Source organism: Pseudarthrobacter sp. KH_020_B (assembly GCF_057840185.1).
Window position 1 is genome coordinate 1,958,506 of sequence record NZ_CM174506.1, and the last position, 18,305, is coordinate 1,976,810.

Consider the following 18,305-nt stretch of genomic DNA (forward strand, 5'->3'; position numbering starts at 1 on the left):
GAAGGGGCGGTGTCGTTGCCGGGGCGTCCGCTGCCCTCGTCGGACCACTCTTGGCCAGTGGCCGAGCTGTCGTTCCCGGCGGCGCTGCCCCCCTCGGAGCGGGTACCAGTGGCGCCGACCTGTGCGGGATCGGGTGCCACCGGGCGGCCGGGTTCATCGGGCCCGACCCGGATTTCCGGCGGCATGCCACGGAGGACGCGGGTGAGCATGTCTTGCATGTCGAGGTCCGTGATGCTGACGAGGGAAGCGACAGCGGGCTGCGGTTCAGGCTCGGCAGGGGCCCGTCCGGAACCCGCATCCCCACCCGAGCCACGAAGTCCGGTCTGCGCCGTGTCGCCCCGCTGCAGCGAATGTTGAGACGTGGACCCTCCGGGCCCGGCCCCGGTCGTGGGCACGGCCTGAGGAGGCGGCTGAGGAACCGCCAAGGGCGGGGTTTCGCGCTGGCCGCGCGCTGTCGTGGACCCGGGACCGGGTGAGTGCGGAGGGAGCGCCGCTGGGGCGGCCTCCGACCACTCCTCGGGTGGGGCGGGAAGTGCGGCGATTCCGGCCGTCGGGGGCACCGCCGCCGACAGCGGCTGCAGCCCGGGGTGCGGGGCATCCGGCACCGGGCCAACCGGATGATCGCCCGCGGTGTAGGAGGAGGGCAGGCCTGCTCCCGGATCGGACGCCGCGCCGTGTCTTACTTCGGGGACACCTGGTCCGGAGGAACCGTCGTCTCGGTTCCCCACGAGGTCCAACCCCGTAGGACCGGCATCGCCCTCGGCGTGACCTGTACCGCCCTCAATCCCGCTCCCGGAACCCGGCCGCGGGCCGTCAGCGGCGCTCGACGTACCCCTCGGCTGCGCCCCTCGCACGCGCCCCGTCCTTCCGTGTGCCGACCCCGGCTGCGCTACATCGTCCGGCCGATCCGTGTCACCGAGTTGATCCGGATCGTCACCGTGCGGTGCCAGTGCGGTCGGAACGGTATACGGGCCGGCCAGCCCACTTGTCCGCGCAATGCGCGCGGCCGCGTTCTGCCGGAGCACGGAGTCGGCGCGCCACGGCCGCGCGCCCGCCGATGCCGACCGGGCCAGGTAGCCGCTCACAGAGCCGCCTGCGACCGGACGTCCTGGGAGACGAGGGTTGCAAGGGCGCGTCGACGGGGGCTGGGAAGGCTCATGATCTCCCGTTCGCCCCAGTGGTAGACGCTCGCCAAGAGGTGCAACTCGCGGACCACGGTGCTGGCCGGAACCGCGAACTCATCGAGCAGGTATGTCGCAAGGTCGAGATCCGCCTGGAAAAATGTATTGCACTCGGGGCATTCGAGGTCCATCGCCAGCTCGATCGCCGGGCCAAGGGCGGCGACGGCGTCGGGAAGGGCCGTGCGGGCCTCCGCCGGCAGGGCCTGCCAAGACCCATCGGTGACGCACCGCGCGACGAGCATGGCCAGCGGGTCCTCGCCGCTAGCGGCCCAGGCCCGAGCCACGGCCTCCTGGTCTCGTCCGGTAGCCGCCCGCACCGCGAATTCGAGCAGGCCACCGGCACCGTCCGAGACCTCGACGGGGACCGGGTCGGCGGCGAAGGAGTGCGCTCGCCGGGGAATGTCGGACGCGCCGAACGACACATCCATCGGTTGATCACACGTCGAGCACGACAAGACGACTTCGAACCGGTCCCCGTATGTCGCAGTGCGCACGGCGAGTAGCAATAGGTCACGGTCGGCGACGGCGAGGTCCAGCAGAACGTCGGGGCTCGGCGGTTCCCAAGGGCCCAGTCTGACGACGCTCCGGGACAGGAGGCCCGTGACGACGACCGCGACGGGACTTAAAGTCGGCTGGGAGGCGAGCCACTCCTCGTCGTAGCCGCACAGCGGCCGCACCCATGCTTCGACGATCCGGGAGCCGTCGGGCGCGGAGGCACCGCCCAGTAGGGGGACGGCTTGCGCGACGCTCATCCAGCGGCCACGGGATTCAGCCGATCCGCGCGGGCCCGCGGTCGGCTGCCTCGGACACTGCGGTGTCCCGCTCGAACCACTCGAACTCGAGTTTGACCGTCGTGATGGCTACTGCGTTCGCGGATGCGTCGAGGTCGGGGATGGCCTGGTAGTCCGCCACCCACGCCCGGTACAGGTTGTACGAAATCGCCTTCCCGCCAGCCTCGTTGAATACGTCGACCGTGACGTTCTTCCGGAAGTCGCGTGGGCTGGTGATTCCGTGGCTGGCAAAGTCGTTGACGAGATTCGCCCAATCCTCGAAGGCGGTGTCGTATGTGATTCCCGCCTCGAGGGTGACCGGCTCATACTTCGTCTTTCCCGGGAGCTTGCGGGCCACGATATTCTCACCCGCCTCGCGCCATTCCGTCATTTCCGTCGACCGTTTGAGGCCGGTCATCTTCGACAGGCCCGCAACATACAGGCCATCCCATTTGATCTTAAACCGGAAGTTCCGGTACGGATCGAAGCGATTGGTGCTGGCGCTCATCCTCATGAAGTACTCCGTCACATCCGCGTGGCTGGGGGCGGCTTACGTCGCCTGGTCGACCTTCTGACTCAGGGTGAAAACGACGAACTCCGCAGGCTTCAACGGTGCGAACCCTACGTGGAGGTTTACGACGCCGTTGTCGATGTCCTGCTGGGTCGTCGTTGTTGCGTCGCAGGCCACAAAGAACGCCTCGGCCGGCGTGGAGCCTTGGAAGGCTCCACCTCGGAACTGGGTCATCATGAACGCCCGAGCGTTGAGCCGCAGTTGAGACCATAAAGGCTCGTCGTTCGGTTCGAACACCGCCCACTGGATGCCGGCGTAAATGCTGGTACGAAGGAAGATCGCCGTGCGACGGACCGGGATGTAACGCCACGCCGCGTCAGTTGCGAGCGTCCGCGTTCCCCACGATACGACACCGTAGCCTGGGAACCGGCGGATGGCGTTTAGTCCAATGGGGTTGAGGCTGTCCTGATCGGCGTCCTGCAGGTCGTCGCACAGTCCGAGCGCGCCGGCCAGTCCGGTGTCAGTTCCCGCGGGGGCCTTGAAGACGCCGCGGCTGTTGTCGACGCGCGCGTATAGCCCGGCGATAGCTCCCGACGGCGGCACTGCGATGATGGGGTTGCGGCCGCGGCCGATTGGGTCGGACACGCGTAGCCATGGGTAGTAGACGGCACCGTAGTCGTTGGGCGTGGACAGCGAGCGGACGAAGACACGTGCCGCAGCCTTGTCGCCGACGTCGGGGGTGGCCCCGGCCACCCGGCCGTCTTCGGGAGACAGCACGCCGACGTCCCCGACGAAGAACGCGTCCTGCAGTGGGCGGTTCCGGCAGTAGGCCATTCCCGCGCTGACGGTAAGGTCGTTGCCTGACCCCGGGATCGCGATAATGTTGACGTCCGTCACTGAGTCGAAGGCGTACAGTCCAGTGCCGCGGTCGGGTCGGCCAATGAAGTGGCTGTCGCCGGGGGAGGGCACCCGGCCGTTGGCGCCTGGACCCGCGCTCACGCTCCCGCCGGGGAACGTGATCCCTGCTGGAAAAGCCGGCACCGGGAACGCCTGGACATTGTCGACCGGGCGCGACACGTCTGGGTTAGTCGACGGGGCGGAATCTGGCACTTGGATGTGAAGGTGGCGCGAGGACGGGTTGACCTTGCGTTCGACGAAGTTGCCAAGGGTGCGGTCCATAGAGAGGTTGTCGTGGCTCTCGACGATCCGTGTCCCCTGGGTGACAACAATCGAGAAGGTGGGCGGGTCGGTCGTCGACCGCGTGGTGCGAACGCTGAGAGCAGGGCCGAGCGAGACCGTGGAGGATGCGGTGAAGGCCGTACCGTTGTTGCCGTCCTTGAACGTTGTGACGTGCGAGGAGGCCGTAGCAGCGGGGCGGGCGTCCTCGGTCGATGCAGTCGCGGGCACCACGGCTTTGACGTAGATGTACCGCGACGATGTGTTGATTGCGGTGTCGACGAAGTCGTCGCGCGCGGGGTCCATGCTGAGGCCGTCGTACGACTCGACCGGCACACCGGCGTAGAGCACCGTGAGTCGGAACAGGTGGTCGGGGTCGCTACTGCTCTCGTCCACCTGGAGCCCGAGGGAGTTCGCCCAGGCCCCGGGTGACCGGGCGACGATCGCGAGGCTCGGGGCTGGTGAGGTCTCGCGGTCGAGGAGTCCGACGCCGGCGAGTCCGGCGTTGGTCGACGTGTCGTTCCCCGACGCGCTGTACCCTGCTGGGTCGTCGTCGTCGACGACGACCCGGACGATGTAGGCGCGGCGGCCGCCGTTGCCGAAGAACGCCTGCACCGCGTACGCGAGATAGCTGTCGGAGCGGAATCCGCCAAAGATCCGCGTGAACTCGGTGAAGCTCGTCACTAGAAGGGGGCGCGGAGCGGAGCCGAAGGGCATTGCGAATCCGGGGACTGGACCCTTATCGGCAACACCGACGAAGCCCGCAGTAGACGTGCTTACGCCTTCGATGGGCCTGACAGCGGAGGGCAACTCCAGCGCATATACACCAGGGTGAAGCAACTCGGGCATTCGGTCCTCCAAGCCATTGATGACTGGATATTGCCGTGTTTTCGTGCTGTCGGCGAGGAGTCGGTGGAGGCTCGCCGCGTCTCATTCATTCTTGACCAGCGGCAGGCGGCTGTCAACGATTCGCGTTGACTCATCAAGGATGCCCGCGTAGCTGCTATCGAAGAATCATTTGGTAATGCCCGCGTAGCGGCGCGTCTGCTGGGACGGTTTCTGCCGGCCCGGCACTGTGAGCCATGGAGCTTTCGATGAGCGAACGCAAGGCCGTCACGAAAACCACCGCACTCCGATATGCCCGGTCGGACCGGGCCGCCAAGAAGACAATCCTCGACGAGCTGTGTGCCCTGACGCTTTGGCACCGGGACCATGCGCGGAAGGCGCTGCGGCAGGCCCTGGTGCTCAAACAGGTCAAGCCCCGGCCGCCCAGGCCCCCGATCTACGGCGAGGACGTGATCGAGGCGCTGCGGTTCTGTTGGGCCGTTCAGGGCACCCCGTGCGGGCGTCTGCTGGCAGCAGCGCTGCCGGATCTGGTTCCGCGGCTGCGCCGGTTCAAGGAGCTGGCGATCGAGGACGGGACGGCGGCGTTGTTGCTGAAGATCGCCCCGGCCACCATCGACCGCCGACTCAAGGCAGACCGGGGCAAACTCGACCCAAGAGGCCGCTCCCACACCAAGCCCGGAACACTGCTCAAAGACTCCATCCCGATGCGGACCTGGGCCGAATGGGACGACGCGGTGCCCGGGTTTGTGGAGATTGATCTGGTCGGCCACGAGGGCGGAAATTCCAGGGGTGAGTTCTGCTTCACCCTGACGATCACTGACATTTCCACGGGGTGGACCGAGACCAGGTCCGTGAGGAACAAGGCCCAGAAATGGGTGTTCGCTGCGATCAAGGAAGCCACCGCGGCGTTCCCGTTCCCGATCCGGGGGATTGACTCGGATTAAGCCGAGGAAAACGCTAAGCCGAATGGAGCCGCTGTGGTCCCGGGTTCGGGGGATTTTGGACCATTTCCTCGGCTTAGTGCCTGCACGCAAATCTGGCCTTACCTTTGCCGTATCCATAGATCCAGCGAAGGGAACGCGTCATGGAGACGACAGTTAGTGGGATTGGTGAGCTGGTGGTGGCCTGTCTGGAAGCGGCGGGCTACAAGCAGTCGACGATACTTGAATACAGGAAATGGCTTCGCCGCTTGGAGCTGCTCGCTCGGAAACAGGACGGACGTTACACCGTGGAGCTCGGTGCGGAATTCGCGTCTATGACCACGAGCCCACGGACCGGCAGATTCAGTAGCCAGCGCCGAAAATCGTACGGCCGGTTGGTGAGGTTGCTGGATTCCTACACCCTCACCTGTTCGGTGGATCTTTCCACCATGCGGCGTGACGGCGGCGAACCCGCTCCGCAGTCCGAGGAGTTCATCCGGTCGTTGGCCGCCTGGTCAGTTGAGATGGGGCAACGCAATCTGGCGGTAGAGACTCGAAACTCGTACATGCGTGAGGTTCGCGGCTACCTCCTCTACCTGGAAGCGCAAGGAGTAACCTCGCTGCAGGAGGCCAAGGGTGCCAGCGTGCTGGGATTCCTTGAATCGTTGCGGGGACGCTGGGCCGAGTCCTCGATGTGGGTGGCGGTCATCAATCTGCGGGCCTTCCTGAAATTCTTGGGACGGCGCGACTTGCAGGACGCCCTGGGCCTGGCCAACGCCAAGCGCCATCACGGGATCGTTCCAACCCTGGGCGATGAAGATCAAAGCGCTGTTCTCCAGGCCTGCACCCATGGCTTGGTACCGGCCCGTGATGCGGCGATCACCCTGCTGGCGTTGGTGACGGGGCTGCGTGCCTGCGACCTGATCGCCCTGCGGTTGAGTGACATCAACTGGAGGGAATCAACGATCGGGATCGTGCAGCAAAAGACCGGCAATCCGCTCACGCTTCCCTTGCTTCCGATGATCGCCGAAGCGCTGGCGGCATATGTCCTCACAGAACGTCCTGAAGTCTGGAACGACCACGTATTCTTGCGCTCCTTGGCACCCCACACCGAGTTCTCGGATCACGCGTCCATCTATGAAGTAACCCGACGAACCTTTATCGCGGCCGGATTGGACCGCACCGATGCCGGGACGAGGCTGCTGCGCCACAACGCCGCCACCAGGCTCCTGCGTGCAGGAACCCCGCTGCCAACGATCTCGGCAGTTCTTGGGCACTCTGCCCCGGATTCCACCAACAGATACCTCGGCACGGATACCGAGCATCTGCGCGCATGCGTTCTCACTCTCCCGATGCCGCAGGGAGCATGAAAATGAACAAGCCACAATTCACCAGCGCACTCGGCCCCGAGCTGGAGCGTTACCTTGCCTTCAAGAAAAGCATGGGCATCTACTGCGACGGCCGGGTCTGGTACTTGAGGAGTTTTGACCGATACTGCACGGAACGTTCGCTAAAGGACCTTGACCGGTCCACCGTTGAAGGTTGGGTTTCTTCCCGGATCGCAAGTCTCCCGAACGGCCGCCGGTCGTGGCTGTCATACATCAGGGACTTTGGCCGTTGGGAACGACTCAACGGCGATGAGGAAGCCTACGTTCTGTCTGACGAGTGGAGATCCGACCTTGTCCGCCCGCAGCCTTACCTGCTGACGAACGAGGAGATCACCAGGTTCTTCGATGCCGCGACACGGTTGGACACCAGATCCCCGTGGAGATGGCAGGGACTCGCGTTTTTCGCCCTCATGCATTCGTGCGGGTTGCGCACCTGCGAGGCGCGTGGGTTGATGCCCGGGGACGTGAACCTTGCCGCAGGCGTCATCGACGTGCTCTGGTCCAAGGGCAACCGCAGCCGGCAACTTCCCCTCACCGGCCAAGTCGGTGAGATCCTGGCCGAATGCGACCGGACCTCCCGGAAATTCTTCGGCGCGGACCGGGCGGCTTTCTTCGTCTCCACCGTGGGCGCCCAGGTGCGCCCCAATGCTATTGGGAACGCGTTCCACAGGATCTGGGACCAAGCCGGGCTGCCGCGCCCCAGCGGAGGGAAACAGCCGAGGCCCTACGACTTCCGGCACCACTTTGCCTACGCCAACATCGAACGCTGGATGGCCGAAGGCACCGATGTCAACGCCATGCTGCCCAATCTGTCCAGGTACATGGGCCACGCTTCGCTGCACAGCACTCTTTACTACATCCATACATCCCCGGATTTCATGAACGGCTACGCCGACATCGTCCGTGAAGACCAGGGAATTCTTCCCGAGGTGGGATTCGAATGAAGCGCGACACCAAGCACGACACCCCCAACTTTTGGGGCCACGCACGGAACTACCTGCACGAATACATGCCCCAGGTCAGGAACGTTTCCCCGAAAACCGTCGAGGCCTACCGGATCTCCCTGGAATGCTTCGTGGACTACCTCGTGGACGAGCACTCCGTCCTGCGCAAGGACATCGGTTTCGACCACTTCGATCGGACATTCCTCAAGGCATGGCTGATCTGGATGCGGGAAACCAAGAACTACCAACCAAAGACGGTCGGCCTGCGCCTGACCGCCATCAAGGCGTTCCTGCGCTACGCCTCCCAGGAGGACCTCCGGCTGGTGGCCCTGCACGAAGCAGCCACGGCGCTCAAGGCCCCAGCGGTGCCCAAGAAGCCGATCGACCACCTGCAGAAGCACGAAACCGCGGCGATCCTGGCGGCCTTCACCGGCTCCACCCCGAAGTCGCGGCGCAACCGCATGCTCCTGATCCTCCTCTACGAATCCGCGGCACGCATCAGCGAAATCACCGCCCTGACCCTGAATGACCTGAGTCTGGCGAAACCGGCCCACCTGACGCTTACCGGGAAAGGAAACAAGAGCCGCGTCGTGCCCCTGGGCGACAAGACCATCGAGCACCTGCAGGTATATCTCCAGGAGTTCCATCCCCGGCCAGCAACCCTGCCGGCCACGCGTCCGCTGTTCAACAGCCTCCACCAGGGTGAACCGACCCGGCTTTCGGAAGACAGCGTCGCAGCGATCCTCAAGAAGGCCGGCGACATCGCCCGAGGCTCCTGCCCCACGATCCCGGTCAAGCTGCACTGCCACATGCTGCGCAAGACCAAGGCCATGGATCTTTACAAGCAAGGGATCCCGCTGCCGATCATCATGCAACTGCTCGGACACGAAAGCGTGAGCACCACCTCGGCGTTCTATGCCTTCGCCACCTTGGACATGATGAAAAAAGCCATGAACATGGCAACACCCGGCATCAGCCAGGCCACCGTGGAATGGCTCAGCGAGGAAAACCTGCAAAAGCTCTACACCCTCCGGTAGCCCCAGAAATGCTAAGCCGAGGAAAAGTTCGTAAATCCCCCGAAACCCGGGACCACAGCGACTCCATTCGGCTTAGCGTTTTCCTCGGCTTAATCCGAACTAAGCCGAAATCGGCTTAGTTCGGACAACGGGAGCGAGTTCATCAATTGGGGGCTGCTGCGGTGGTGCGAACAAGAGCAACTGACGTTCACCCGGTCCCGGTCCGGGAACAAGAACGACGGCGCCCATGTGGAACAGAAGAACTGGCATGTTGTCCGGCAAACCGTCGGATACCACCGCTACGACACGGGGGCGGAACTGGAGCTGCTGAACCGGATCTGGGCGTTGCAAGGGCGGCTGACCAATCACTTCGGACCCCAGCAGAAACTCATCCAGAAGATCCGGACCGGCGCAAAGATCAGCAAGAAGTATGACCGGCCGGCGACCCCTTACCAGCGGGTCCTGGCCGACGAAGGTGCGGTCCGGCCCAGCGAGAAGGCGAAGTTGAAGCGGGAGAACAAACCCTTGAATCCTGCGGCAATCCAACGTCAGGTTCAAGCACTCTGCGCCGAACTGCTCACCCTGACCACGGCCAAGCAAGGCCCCAAGAGCCAACCAACCCTCCGGGCAAAATCAAATGATTCCACGATGAAAGCTACGCGGGCATCTTGACATGATTCCCCGGGTGATTCGCGTTGACTCATGAAAGATGCCCGCGTAGGTGCTATCGAAGAATCATTTGGTAATGCCCGCGTGGTGGCGCGTCTGCTGGGGCGGCATCCGCCGGCCCGGCACTGTGAGCCATGGAGCTTTCGATGAGCGAACGCAAGGCCGTCACGAAGACCACTGCCCTCCGATATGCCCGGTCGGACCGGGCCGCCAAGAAGATCATCCTGGACGAACTGTGTGCGCTGACGCTTTGCACCGTGACCATGCGCGGAAGGCGCTGCGCCAGGCCCTCGTACTCAAACAGGTCCGGCCCCGGCCGCCCAGGCCCCCGGTCTACGGGGACGACGTGATCGGGGCGCTGCGGTTCTGCTGGGCCGTCCAGAGCACCCCGTGCGGGCGCCTGCTGGCAGCAGCGCTGCCGGATTTGGTTCCCCTGCTACGCCGGTTCAAAGAGCTGACGATCGAGGACGGGACGGCCGCGTTGCTGGTGAAGATCGCCCCGGCCACCATCGACCGCCGGCTCAAGAGTGACCGGGGAAAACTGGACCCCCGGGGCCGTTCCCATACCAAGCCCGGAACACTGCTCAAGGACTCCATCCCGATGCGGACCTGGGCCGAATGGGACGACGCGGTGCCCGGGTTTGTGGAGATCGATCTGGTCGGCCACGAAGGCGGAAATTCCAGGGGAGAGTTCTGCTTCACCCTGACGATCACTGACATTTGCACCGGCTGGACCGAGACCCGGTCGGTGAGGAACAAGGCCCAGAAATGGGTGTTCGCCGCGATCAAGGAAGCCACCGCGTCGTTCCCGTTCCCGATCCGGGGGATCGCTTCGGATAACGGGAGCGAGTTCATCAACTGGGGGCTGCTGCGGTGGTGTGAACAGGAGCAGCTGACCTTCACCAGGTCCCGGTCCGGGAACAAGAACGACGGCGCCCACGTGGAACAGAAGAACTGGCATGTTGTCCGGCAAACCGTCGGATATCACCGCTACGACACGGCGGCCGAACTCGAGCTGCTGAACCGGATCTGGGCGTTGCAAGGGCAGCTGACCAATCACTTCGGACCGCAGCAAAAACTCGTCCAGAAGATCCGAACCGGCGCAAAGATCAGCAAGAAGTATGACCGGCCGGCGACCCCGTACGAACGAGTCCTGGCCCGACGAGGGCAAGGTCCGGAAAGTCGTGAAGGCCAAGTTGAAGCGGGAGAACAACCCCTTGAATCCTGCAGCCATCCAACGCCAGGTTCAGGCCCTATGCGCAGAACTGCTCACCCTGACCACGGCCAAACAAGGCCCCAAGAGCCAACCGACCATCCGGGCACAATCAAATGATTCTTCGATAAGGGGTACGCGGGCATCTTGACATGATTCCTCGATTCGCGACGGTCCCATTCTTGATTCCTCGACGACTAGAAGGGAGTCAGAAGGTGAGCGTCCACCCCTCCCGTGCCGACTGTTCTTTGGTGTAAGACACGCCATGAACTTTCATGCCCTGTGGATCTAAAAGCGTGATCACACCGCCTCTGTTGCCCAGCTGCATCCCATTGGTCACAGGCACCTGCAGGGTTGCCCCAGCTGCCAACTGACCGCCGGGAACCGGACAGATGTTCTTCAGCCGGTCCGCGATGTGCCAACCTGTGAGATCGACCGGGTTCGGGGAAGCGTTGAGCAGGAGCATGGACTCCGCTTCCGGCGCCGGACCTACCGGATTTACCAACGCGGACAGGATCCGCAGCGCCGCATCTCCCGCTTCGGGACGCGGCTGGGTCCCCTCGATCGTGTGCCCCGTGGCATCGTCGGTATGCCAGGACTGGCTCTGGAAGGCGAGGAAGACTGCGACCCAGCGATCCTCCCCCGGAAAGTGCAGCAATATTGCGCCGTCCTGCCACACGCCGTCGTCCCGACGGAAGGCGGCACTGTTGCCCTGATTCATGTGGACATCATGAACGCCGTTCCCTGGGGTGAACCCGAAAACCTTGTCATCCATTCCTGGCTCGGGGCCCCAACGCTCACCGAAGACGTACAGCCGGGCGGTCGCATCGCCGATGGCCCGTAGCACGTAGTGGTCTAGCAGGTCGGCCAGATCATTGTCCGGGCCCGCGATCTCCGGGGGCAGGAGCCGCATATTTGCCGGATCAAACAGGTTGCCGCGGATGAAGTCCAGATTAGGACCGCCTGGCCCGGGCGGCAGGCGCGTCCATCCGGTGCCGGGGTCCGGCAGCAGGTCCAAGACCGGATGCCGGAAATTGTCATCCGTGATGTACAGCAATTCGGAGGGCGATTGCTGGGACTGGACGTTCACAGCGACACGGTAGTGCGTCCCGGAGTCATCCTGTAGATGGATCTGATAATGGGGCGTATCCGATGTTCCCTCCCGGCGACGGTCCTTCACCCTGGCCGTCAAAACCCCGTAGGCCTTCAAAGGCATCGCATCCTACCTTTCGTATGTCGATGACAGGCGTATGGTGAAACGCACCGCTTTACAATCAACACCACCCGCGTTACTACAGCGTTACTGCATGAGAGTCATAGCACCACTACCCTTGAACTCCTCGATGTGGTAGCCATAATCGGGCGTGGACGTATCGAACTGGCTCAGGCCTGACGCAACCACCACTCCGGAGCCACTTCGTCCGGGAAATTCTGAACGACCCCTATGCCAGCGTTTCCAACGCGGCCGGGTCCATGTGGGACGTTAAAGCTAACCGCCACACCCTGGCCGCCACCAGCAACTAGTAGTACTTAGTTAGGTTGGGCCTCGTGGTTGGCAGTAGGGGCAGTGTCCGGTCCGTGCGGCGACGAGGTGTTGGAGCTCGCGGAGGATGCCGTAGAGACTCAGCTGCCCCAGGCGCTTTTGGGCGTGTCAGGCGCAGTGTGGTGATGAATAGGTGGGCCGCGGTGACGAGGGTGGCGTGGTGGTGCCAGCCGAGCCAGGTGCGGCCTTCGAAGTGGTCGAGGCCGAGACCGGTTTTCAGTTCGCGATAGTCGTGTTCGATGCGCCACCGGATTTTCGCGATCCAGACGAGTTCCTTCAGCGGTGTTTGAGCTGCCGCGGAGATCTCGGACAGTGGGCCCTCATAAAATGAGGGTCTACCGAAAGTAGAGATCAGCATGACCGCATCACGCAGACGATTTACCCAGGAGTTCAAGGACGAGTTGTGCCGCGAGGTGATCAACACGTCCAGGCCGATCAAGGACGTGGCCACCGCGTACGGTGTTGGTCCCGAGACGCTGCGCAATTGGCTGCTCAAGTACCGTGAGGCCAACGGCGGCACGGAGACGGATCTGACGGTGTCGGAACGGGCCCGGCTGAAGGAGCTTGAGCGTGAAGTTCAGGAGCTGCGGGCGGAGACTGCGTTCTTGAAAAAAGCCAGCGCTTACTTCGCGCGGGAGCAGCGGCAGTGAGCAAGTATGAATTCATCGATTCCCAAAAAGCTGAGCCCGCCAATCTGACCTCGGTGGTGAAAATGTGCCGCTGGCTGGCCGTCTCGACCTCCGGTTTCTATCACTGGGCCACACGTCCGCAATCGGCCACAGCGGCCCGCCGCGAGACCCTGACCGCCCGGATCCAGCACTTCTTCGAAGAGTCCGACGGGACCTACGGGTACCGGCGCATCCACGCCGATCTCGCCGCGGAAAAGACCGAGTGCTCTCCGGAGCTGGTGCGGCAGATCATGCGCTACGAGGGCCTGGTGGCCTGTCAGCCACGGCCGTTCCGGATCACCACCGAGGCTGACGCTGAGGCAGCCGCGGGCATGCCCGACTTCGTCCGGCGGGACTTCACCGCCGACCGCCCCGGGGTGAAGTTCGTCGGCGACATTACCTATATCCACACCTGGCAAGGCTTCGTCTACCTCGCCACCGTCATCGACTGTTACTCAAAGAAAGTCGTCGGCTGGTCCATCGCCGATCACATGCGCACCGAGCTCGTCGCCGATGCGCTCAAGAACGCCGCCGCCACGACCCTGATCGAGCCGCACGCGATCTGGCACTCCGATTATGCCGAGGAATCGGTTAAGCCGAGGTTGGCGTGTTTGGCCTTGTGATTCGGGGATCTCGGCCCTGTTCCTCGGCTTAACGTTATGTGCTATTTCAGGGTGTAGAGGAGTTGAAGTTCGTCGTCGCTGAGGACTTGGGTGCTTGATTCGCTGATTGCCGGGGTGGCGGCATTCATTGCTTCGCGCATCATGTCGAGGGTGGCGAAGGCGTAGAACGCCGAGGTGGTGCTCATGTTTTCGTGGCCGAGCAGTTGCATGATGATCGGTAACGGAATGCCTTGCTTGTAGAGGTCCATGGCTTTGGTCTTTCGCAGCATGTGGCAGTGGAGGTTCTCCGGGATCGAAGGGCACTGTTCGCGGGAGAGGTTCCCGGCTTTGGTGAGTACCGCGGCGACGGTGTCGCTGGAAAGGGCGGTTGCTTGGCCGCGGTGGTAGCTGTAGAAGAGGGGACGTGTCGCCGACCGGGTTGCCCGTTGAGGGTGGAATTCCTTGAGATAGACCTTCAGGTGTTCGACGGTCTTCTCTCCCAAGGGAACGACGCGGCTCTTGCCCCGTTTCCCCGTGAGGGTCAGGTGGGCTGGTTTTGCCAGTGTCAGGTCGTCAACGGTGAGTGCAGTGATTTCGCCAACGCGCGCGCCACTGTCGTAGAGCAGGATGAGCAGCATGCGGTTCCGGCGTGATTTCAGGTCCTTGCCGTCGTGGGCGGCGAGTACCGCTGTCGTCTCGTTTTCTTCAAGGTATTCGATGGGTTTGCGCGGTGTTGCCGGTGCCTTGAGGTTCTTGGCCGCTTGGTAGACCGTAACCAGGGTGATCTCTTCCGCGGAGGCGAAACTCAGGAAGGCCCTGACGGCGCTCAGGCGCAGGCCGATGGTTGCCGGCTCGTATTTCTTGGTTTTCCGCATCCATACCAGCCAGTCCTTGAGGGCTTGCCGGTCGAAGTGATCAAAACTGATGTCTTGCCGGCGGACCTGCTTCTCCATGACCAGGTATTGGACGTAGCTCTCCAGGCTGATCCGGTATGCCTCAATGCTGCGCGGCGCCAGGGCCCTGACCTTGGGCAGGAAGTCGTGCAGGTAGTTCCGGGCGTAACTCCAGAAATCTGGGGTCGGTTCGTGCGTTGTGCGTTTCATTCGAATCCCACCTCGGGAAATACGCCTTGGCTGTCGTGGGTGAGGGCTGCGTAGCCGTCCATGAAGTCCGGTGATGTGTGGATGTAGTAGTACGTGCTGTCCAGCGATGCGTGCCCCATGTATCGGGCGAGGTAGGGCAGCATCGCGTTGACGTCGGTGCCTTCGGCCATCCATCGTTCGATGTTGGCGTAGGCAAAATGATGCCGGAAGGAGTAGGGGCGGGGCTGGTTGCCACCAACGGCCCGCGGCAGCCTGGCTTGGTCCCAGATCCGGTTGAACATGACCCCGATCGAGGCCGGCGGGACCGGGGCTGCGGTTGAGGAGACGAAGAACCCGGGACGCTGTTGCCCGAATCTCATGCGGGATATCCGGTCACAGTCTGCGAGGATATCGACGATCTGGCCGGTGATTGGGAGGCGCCGGCTTCTGTTGCCCTTGGACCACAGCACCTCGATTTCCTCTTTGTCGAGGTCAACATCCCGGGGTTGCAGCCTGCGGGTTTCGCAGGTCCGAAGCCCGCACGAGTGCATCAGCGCAAAAAAGGCGACGGACTGCCATTTCCATGGCGAGGTGGTCTCCAACTCGGCAGCAGATTGGAAGAACCGAGAGATTTCTTCGCGGCGCAACAAGTAGGGCTGGGAGCGGCGGAATCCGCTCTTCCAGGACTCGGAGAGCACATACGCTTCCGGGTTGTCGTGGGTGCGCATCCAGCGGCCAAAATCCCTGATGTATGACATCCAAGACGGTGGAGAGCCCGGCTGGGAGGACTTCTTGAAGGTGACCCAGCCTTCGACGGCTTGCTGGTCAAAAGAGGTCACCCCGTGTTCCGTGCAGTATGCATCGAAGCTGCGCAGGTACCAGATGCGTGAGGTTCCGTAGCAGCCCATGCTCTGCTTGAATGCGAGATACCGTGTCAGTTCCCGGGCGAACACGCTGGTGAACTCATGCGTGCTCATCGTCCTGACCCCTCCACGGGACTTGACCCCGACAGGGGCAGGACGCATCCACGCAGTCGTTCCGTGTCAGCGTTCAGGTACACGTTGGTCGAGTCGCTATGGGCATGGCCCAGGATCGCCGAGATGGTCGGCAACGCGGTGCCCGCCTGCATCAACTTGGACGCCGCGTTGTAGCGAAGGGCACGTGATCCAACCTTCACATCCTCCACTCCGGAGGCACGAAAGACCTTGTTGATGATCACGTAAATCGTCGCGTGGTCAGCCAATGCAACATGCGGGGCCTTCAGCCGCAAAAAGACTTCCGGCTCTTCGGATACCGGCCGCTCGTCAAGCACGTAGCGGGCAAGTTTCGCGAGAACGAGTGAAGGTAGCGGTAGGGTCAGCGGATTGCCGGTCTTTTGCTGCACGATCCCGATCGTGCCGCCGCGCCAGTCGATGTCCGCCAGCCGCAGGCTGCGGATATCGCACGCACGAAGGCCTGTGATCAGCGACAGCAGGACAATCGCCGCGTCCCGTGCTGACACCATTCCGTGCTGGCAGGCGTCAACAACGTTCCGTTCAACGTCGGAATCAAGCAGGGGAACAATCTCGTGGAGCCGCCTGGTCCGGGTCAGCGCCAGCGCATCGAGTAGATCCGTGCGGGAGGTGTATTTCAGGAACGGGCGGAAGCTGGCCACGGCCGACCACATGCTCGAGTCAGCCCACCGGTCGCGAAGGGACTGAACAAATCCCAGGACACTGGACCCTGTAGCGGCATCCCACGAGGAAATCCCGCCCGCCTCCAGGAAATTCAGATACTCGCAGGCCAGTCCACCGAAACAGTTTCGTGTTGAACGCGCGAGGCCACGCTGCGCCATGTCCTGGGACCAGGAAGCCAGCAGCCCGGAGAATTCAGGATTGTTGGGTGCTGCCCTGTGCTGACCGCGGGGTCGTGTGGAGAGGTCCACCGTGCCGGTGAGCACGAACGAGTCGAACAACCACACCAGCCGGCTGTAATCAGTATGGCGCTGGGCGCTGTACCGCCCGGTGCGCGGGCTGGTCGTCATGGAGGCGAATTCCGCACCCAACCCGCTTGTGTAGATGCCATCCTGTTTCTCGGCCAGAACACCCAGCCACTTGATGGACTTGCGAATCTGGCCAATCGTCGAGTGCATGTAGCCGGCGTCTTCCAACGCTGCCACAACGGCATCTCCGATAGCCGCAACTGTCGTATCCACTGCCTTGTCCTTCCATTAGAACCATGGAAACAAGACAGGCTAACCAGAAATATTAAGCCGCGGAACAGGCCCGAGATCCCCGAATCACAAGGCCAAACACGCCAACCTCGGCTTAACCGATTCCTCGGCATAATCGGAGTGCCAGATCGCGAGAGGCTCGATCAGGGTCGTGGCAGCGTCTATACCTCGACCAATTTCAGGGCTCTGGTGACCGGCCTGGGGATGCGTTCATCGATGGGACGGACCGGGGTGTGCTGGGACAACAGCATGGCTGAATCGTTCTTCTCAGCTCTGAAAAATGAGCGGGTCTATCGGACCGTTTACGCGACCAAATCACAGGCCCGGAGCGACGTCATCCGCTACATCGAGGGGTTTTACAACAGCCGGCGCCGTCACTCCGCCCTCGGTTACCGTCGGCCTAACGAAGTCCACTATGGTTATCAGCAGCCAGCCTTGGCAGCGTAGAAGAATCCACTAATTCCGCTGTCCGAAATCCCCGCAGCAGCTCAGTTCTTTCGGGCAATGTGGAGAGCCAGTAGTCGGAGGGCGCGGGTGCGCCTTTGGGCCATTCGGCAAGCAGCCACTCGGCGGGGAGGGAACCGTCTTCCGTTCGGGGGATGTCCCGGTTGGCTGCCCTGACGCGCAAGGCGATAAACCGGGAGGTCATCGACGCGAGTTTGTTGCTGGTGGTGGACTTGGTGCCGTGCCGCCAGGTGACCTGATGCAGCGCACGGCGGCCGGCGTCCATGACGAGGTCTTTCAGCGATGTGGGGGCGTCCAGGTAGCGGCGCTGGCTTGAGCGGGGGCCTTTGCCGGCGTACTCGGCCACACCGATGGGGGTTTCTTGGAGGTGCGCGGTCGTTGAGTGCTTGACGGCGACCATGTAGGGGATCTGTCGTTCGCTGAGCCCGGACCGGAACGCGGTGATCTCGCCATAGCCGGCGTCCCCGACCATGATCGGAGGCCGGTAGCCCCAGGCGCCGAGTTCGTCGATCATCTCCAACGCCATCGCCCCCTGCGTGCGATGGCGTTGGAGATCGGGGATCTGCGCTTTGGCCCGGCGGGCCGCGATCATTTCGGCTTGGGCGTTCGTGTCCGTGCAGGTGTCATCCCAGGCTTCGGGCACCTAGAGCCGCCAGTCCAGCGGGCAGGACGCCTGGTCGGTGGCTGCGTGGATGCTGACAGCGATCTGGCAGTTGCCGATCTTGCCCAGAGTGCCCGAATACTGCCGCGCAACGCACGGCGAGGAGCCGCCGTCCTTCTTGAACCCGGTATCGTCTACCACCCACGCGTCGGGGCCGATCACTTCGACGGCTTTGCGCACCAGGACCCGGCGTACCGGCTCGGGCTTCCACGGTGAAGACGAGGCGAACTGCTGCAACTGCTGATAATCAATCCCCAGCCGGCCGCCCATCGGCTGCATCGATTTCCGCCGGCCGTCCAGCATCAGACCGTGTAAGTACAGGTTCCCCTTGTTCCGCTGATCCGCCCGTGGAAGGGAAGCGAACACATCCCCCACGAACGCCTCCAACTCCGTCCTGGTCTCGGCAAGCTCATAGGGTTTCATGCCTCGAAAATTAAC

The 18,305-nt window shown here is 63.0% G+C and carries 13 protein-coding genes and 4 pseudogenes; 8 read left to right on the plus strand and 9 right to left on the minus strand.

Translation table 11 applies throughout. The annotated features are described in order from the left end of the window. Positions 1-1,081: 1,081 nt before the first annotated feature. The 3 genes from AC3IT0_RS09070 to AC3IT0_RS09080 form a co-directional block, all read right to left on the minus strand. Positions 1,082-1,609, minus strand: a complete 528-nt coding sequence (locus AC3IT0_RS09070) for a hypothetical protein (RefSeq protein ID WP_489323382.1) — start codon at positions 1,607-1,609, stop codon at positions 1,082-1,084. 340 nt (positions 1,610-1,949) lie between these two features. Beyond that, positions 1,950-2,465 (minus strand): phage tail protein, encoded by a 516-nt coding sequence (locus AC3IT0_RS09075; RefSeq protein ID WP_489323383.1) that lies wholly within the window; start codon positions 2,463-2,465, stop codon positions 1,950-1,952. 36 nt (positions 2,466-2,501) lie between these two features. After that, entirely contained in the window at positions 2,502-4,487 is a 1,986-nt protein-coding gene (locus AC3IT0_RS09080; protein ID WP_489323384.1) for a phage tail sheath family protein, read from the minus strand. A gap of 245 nt (positions 4,488-4,732) precedes the next feature. Between AC3IT0_RS09080 and AC3IT0_RS09085 the strand changes: the two genes are divergently transcribed. The 6 genes from AC3IT0_RS09085 to AC3IT0_RS09110 all read left to right on the plus strand — a co-directional run bounded on the left by AC3IT0_RS09085 (position 4,733) and on the right by AC3IT0_RS09110 (position 10,754). Further along, positions 4,733-5,428, plus strand: coding sequence for a hypothetical protein (locus tag AC3IT0_RS09085; protein WP_489323385.1), 696 nt, complete (start codon positions 4,733-4,735; stop codon positions 5,426-5,428). Positions 5,429-5,568: 140 nt separating this feature from the next. Continuing rightward, on the plus strand, positions 5,569-6,774 hold the full coding sequence (locus AC3IT0_RS09090; RefSeq protein ID WP_489323386.1) for a site-specific integrase: 1,206 nt from the start codon (positions 5,569-5,571) through the stop codon (positions 6,772-6,774). Positions 6,775-6,776: 2 nt separating this feature from the next. Then, positions 6,777-7,736 carry a tyrosine-type recombinase/integrase gene (locus AC3IT0_RS09095; protein WP_489323387.1) on the plus strand — a complete coding sequence of 320 codons (960 nt, stop codon included), beginning with the start codon at positions 6,777-6,779 and terminating at the stop codon, positions 7,734-7,736. Further along, positions 7,733-8,773 (plus strand): tyrosine-type recombinase/integrase, encoded by a 1,041-nt coding sequence (locus AC3IT0_RS09100; protein WP_489323388.1) that lies wholly within the window; start codon positions 7,733-7,735, stop codon positions 8,771-8,773. Before AC3IT0_RS09095 ends, AC3IT0_RS09100 begins: the two co-directional genes overlap by 4 nt. 228 nt (positions 8,774-9,001) lie before the next feature. Beyond that, positions 9,002-9,424: a hypothetical protein gene (locus AC3IT0_RS09105; RefSeq protein ID WP_489323389.1), complete on the plus strand. Its 423-nt coding sequence runs from the start codon at positions 9,002-9,004 to the stop codon at positions 9,422-9,424. Between the two features lie 247 nt (positions 9,425-9,671). After that, positions 9,672-10,754 carry an integrase catalytic domain-containing protein gene (locus AC3IT0_RS09110; RefSeq protein WP_489323390.1) on the plus strand — a complete coding sequence of 361 codons (1,083 nt, stop codon included), beginning with the start codon at positions 9,672-9,674 and terminating at the stop codon, positions 10,752-10,754. Positions 10,755-10,842: 88 nt separating this feature from the next. Here AC3IT0_RS09110 and AC3IT0_RS09115 read toward each other — a convergent pair whose 3' ends face one another. Together AC3IT0_RS09115 and AC3IT0_RS09120 are read right to left on the minus strand one after the other, a co-directional pair. Continuing rightward, a complete protein-coding gene (locus AC3IT0_RS09115) occupies positions 10,843-11,850 on the minus strand; it encodes a DUF2278 family protein (RefSeq protein ID WP_489323391.1) in 1,008 nt (335 codons plus the stop codon). A 376-nt stretch (positions 11,851-12,226) separates the two neighbouring features. Then, a pseudogene (locus tag AC3IT0_RS09120) lies at positions 12,227-12,457 on the minus strand (transposase); the annotation flags it as partial. 76 nt (positions 12,458-12,533) lie between these two features. Between AC3IT0_RS09120 and AC3IT0_RS09125 the strand changes: the two are divergent. Beyond that, a pseudogene (locus AC3IT0_RS09125) lies at positions 12,534-13,465 on the plus strand (IS3 family transposase); the annotation flags it as partial. Between the two features lie 44 nt (positions 13,466-13,509). Here the strand turns inward: AC3IT0_RS09125 and AC3IT0_RS09130 are convergent. Genes AC3IT0_RS09130 through AC3IT0_RS09140 form a run of 3 tightly spaced genes read right to left on the minus strand, consistent with a single transcriptional unit; the run spans position 13,510 to position 16,723 of the window. Then, positions 13,510-14,550, minus strand: coding sequence for a tyrosine-type recombinase/integrase (locus AC3IT0_RS09130; RefSeq protein ID WP_489323392.1), 1,041 nt, complete (start codon positions 14,548-14,550; stop codon positions 13,510-13,512). Next, a complete protein-coding gene (locus AC3IT0_RS09135; RefSeq protein WP_489323393.1) occupies positions 14,547-15,506 on the minus strand; it encodes a tyrosine-type recombinase/integrase in 960 nt (319 codons plus the stop codon). The genes AC3IT0_RS09130 and AC3IT0_RS09135 overlap by 4 nt, the downstream gene beginning before the upstream one ends. Next, positions 15,503-16,723 carry a tyrosine-type recombinase/integrase gene (locus AC3IT0_RS09140; RefSeq protein WP_489323394.1) on the minus strand — a complete coding sequence of 407 codons (1,221 nt, stop codon included), beginning with the start codon at positions 16,721-16,723 and terminating at the stop codon, positions 15,503-15,505. The genes AC3IT0_RS09135 and AC3IT0_RS09140 overlap by 4 nt, the downstream gene beginning before the upstream one ends. A 168-nt stretch (positions 16,724-16,891) precedes the next feature. On the opposite strand from AC3IT0_RS09140, the pseudogene AC3IT0_RS09145 reads away from it, so the two are divergent. Then, a pseudogene (locus AC3IT0_RS09145) lies at positions 16,892-17,188 on the plus strand (integrase core domain-containing protein); the annotation flags it as partial. 10 nt (positions 17,189-17,198) lie between these two features. Here AC3IT0_RS09145 and AC3IT0_RS09150 read toward each other — a convergent pair. Beyond that, a pseudogene (locus AC3IT0_RS09150) lies at positions 17,199-18,290 on the minus strand (IS701 family transposase); the annotation flags it as partial. Positions 18,291-18,305 lie beyond the last annotated feature (15 nt).

Coding starts and splice junctions, on each gene's coding strand:
- AC3IT0_RS09070 (WP_489323382.1), bottom strand. CDS start 1,609: ATGGATGTGTCGTTCGGCGCGTCCGACATTCCCCGGCGAGCGCACTCC.
- AC3IT0_RS09075 (WP_489323383.1), bottom strand. CDS start 2,465: ATGAGGATGAGCGCCAGCACCAATCGCTTCGATCCGTACCGGAACTTC.
- AC3IT0_RS09080 (WP_489323384.1), bottom strand. CDS start 4,487: ATGCCCGAGTTGCTTCACCCTGGTGTATATGCGCTGGAGTTGCCCTCC.
- AC3IT0_RS09085 (WP_489323385.1), top strand. CDS start 4,733: ATGAGCGAACGCAAGGCCGTCACGAAAACCACCGCACTCCGATATGCC.
- AC3IT0_RS09090 (WP_489323386.1), top strand. CDS start 5,569: ATGGAGACGACAGTTAGTGGGATTGGTGAGCTGGTGGTGGCCTGTCTG.
- AC3IT0_RS09095 (WP_489323387.1), top strand. CDS start 6,777: ATGAACAAGCCACAATTCACCAGCGCACTCGGCCCCGAGCTGGAGCGT.
- AC3IT0_RS09100 (WP_489323388.1), top strand. CDS start 7,733: ATGAAGCGCGACACCAAGCACGACACCCCCAACTTTTGGGGCCACGCA.
- AC3IT0_RS09115 (WP_489323391.1), bottom strand. CDS start 11,850: ATGCCTTTGAAGGCCTACGGGGTTTTGACGGCCAGGGTGAAGGACCGT.
- AC3IT0_RS09130 (WP_489323392.1), bottom strand. CDS start 14,550: ATGAAACGCACAACGCACGAACCGACCCCAGATTTCTGGAGTTACGCC.
- AC3IT0_RS09135 (WP_489323393.1), bottom strand. CDS start 15,506: ATGAGCACGCATGAGTTCACCAGCGTGTTCGCCCGGGAACTGACACGG.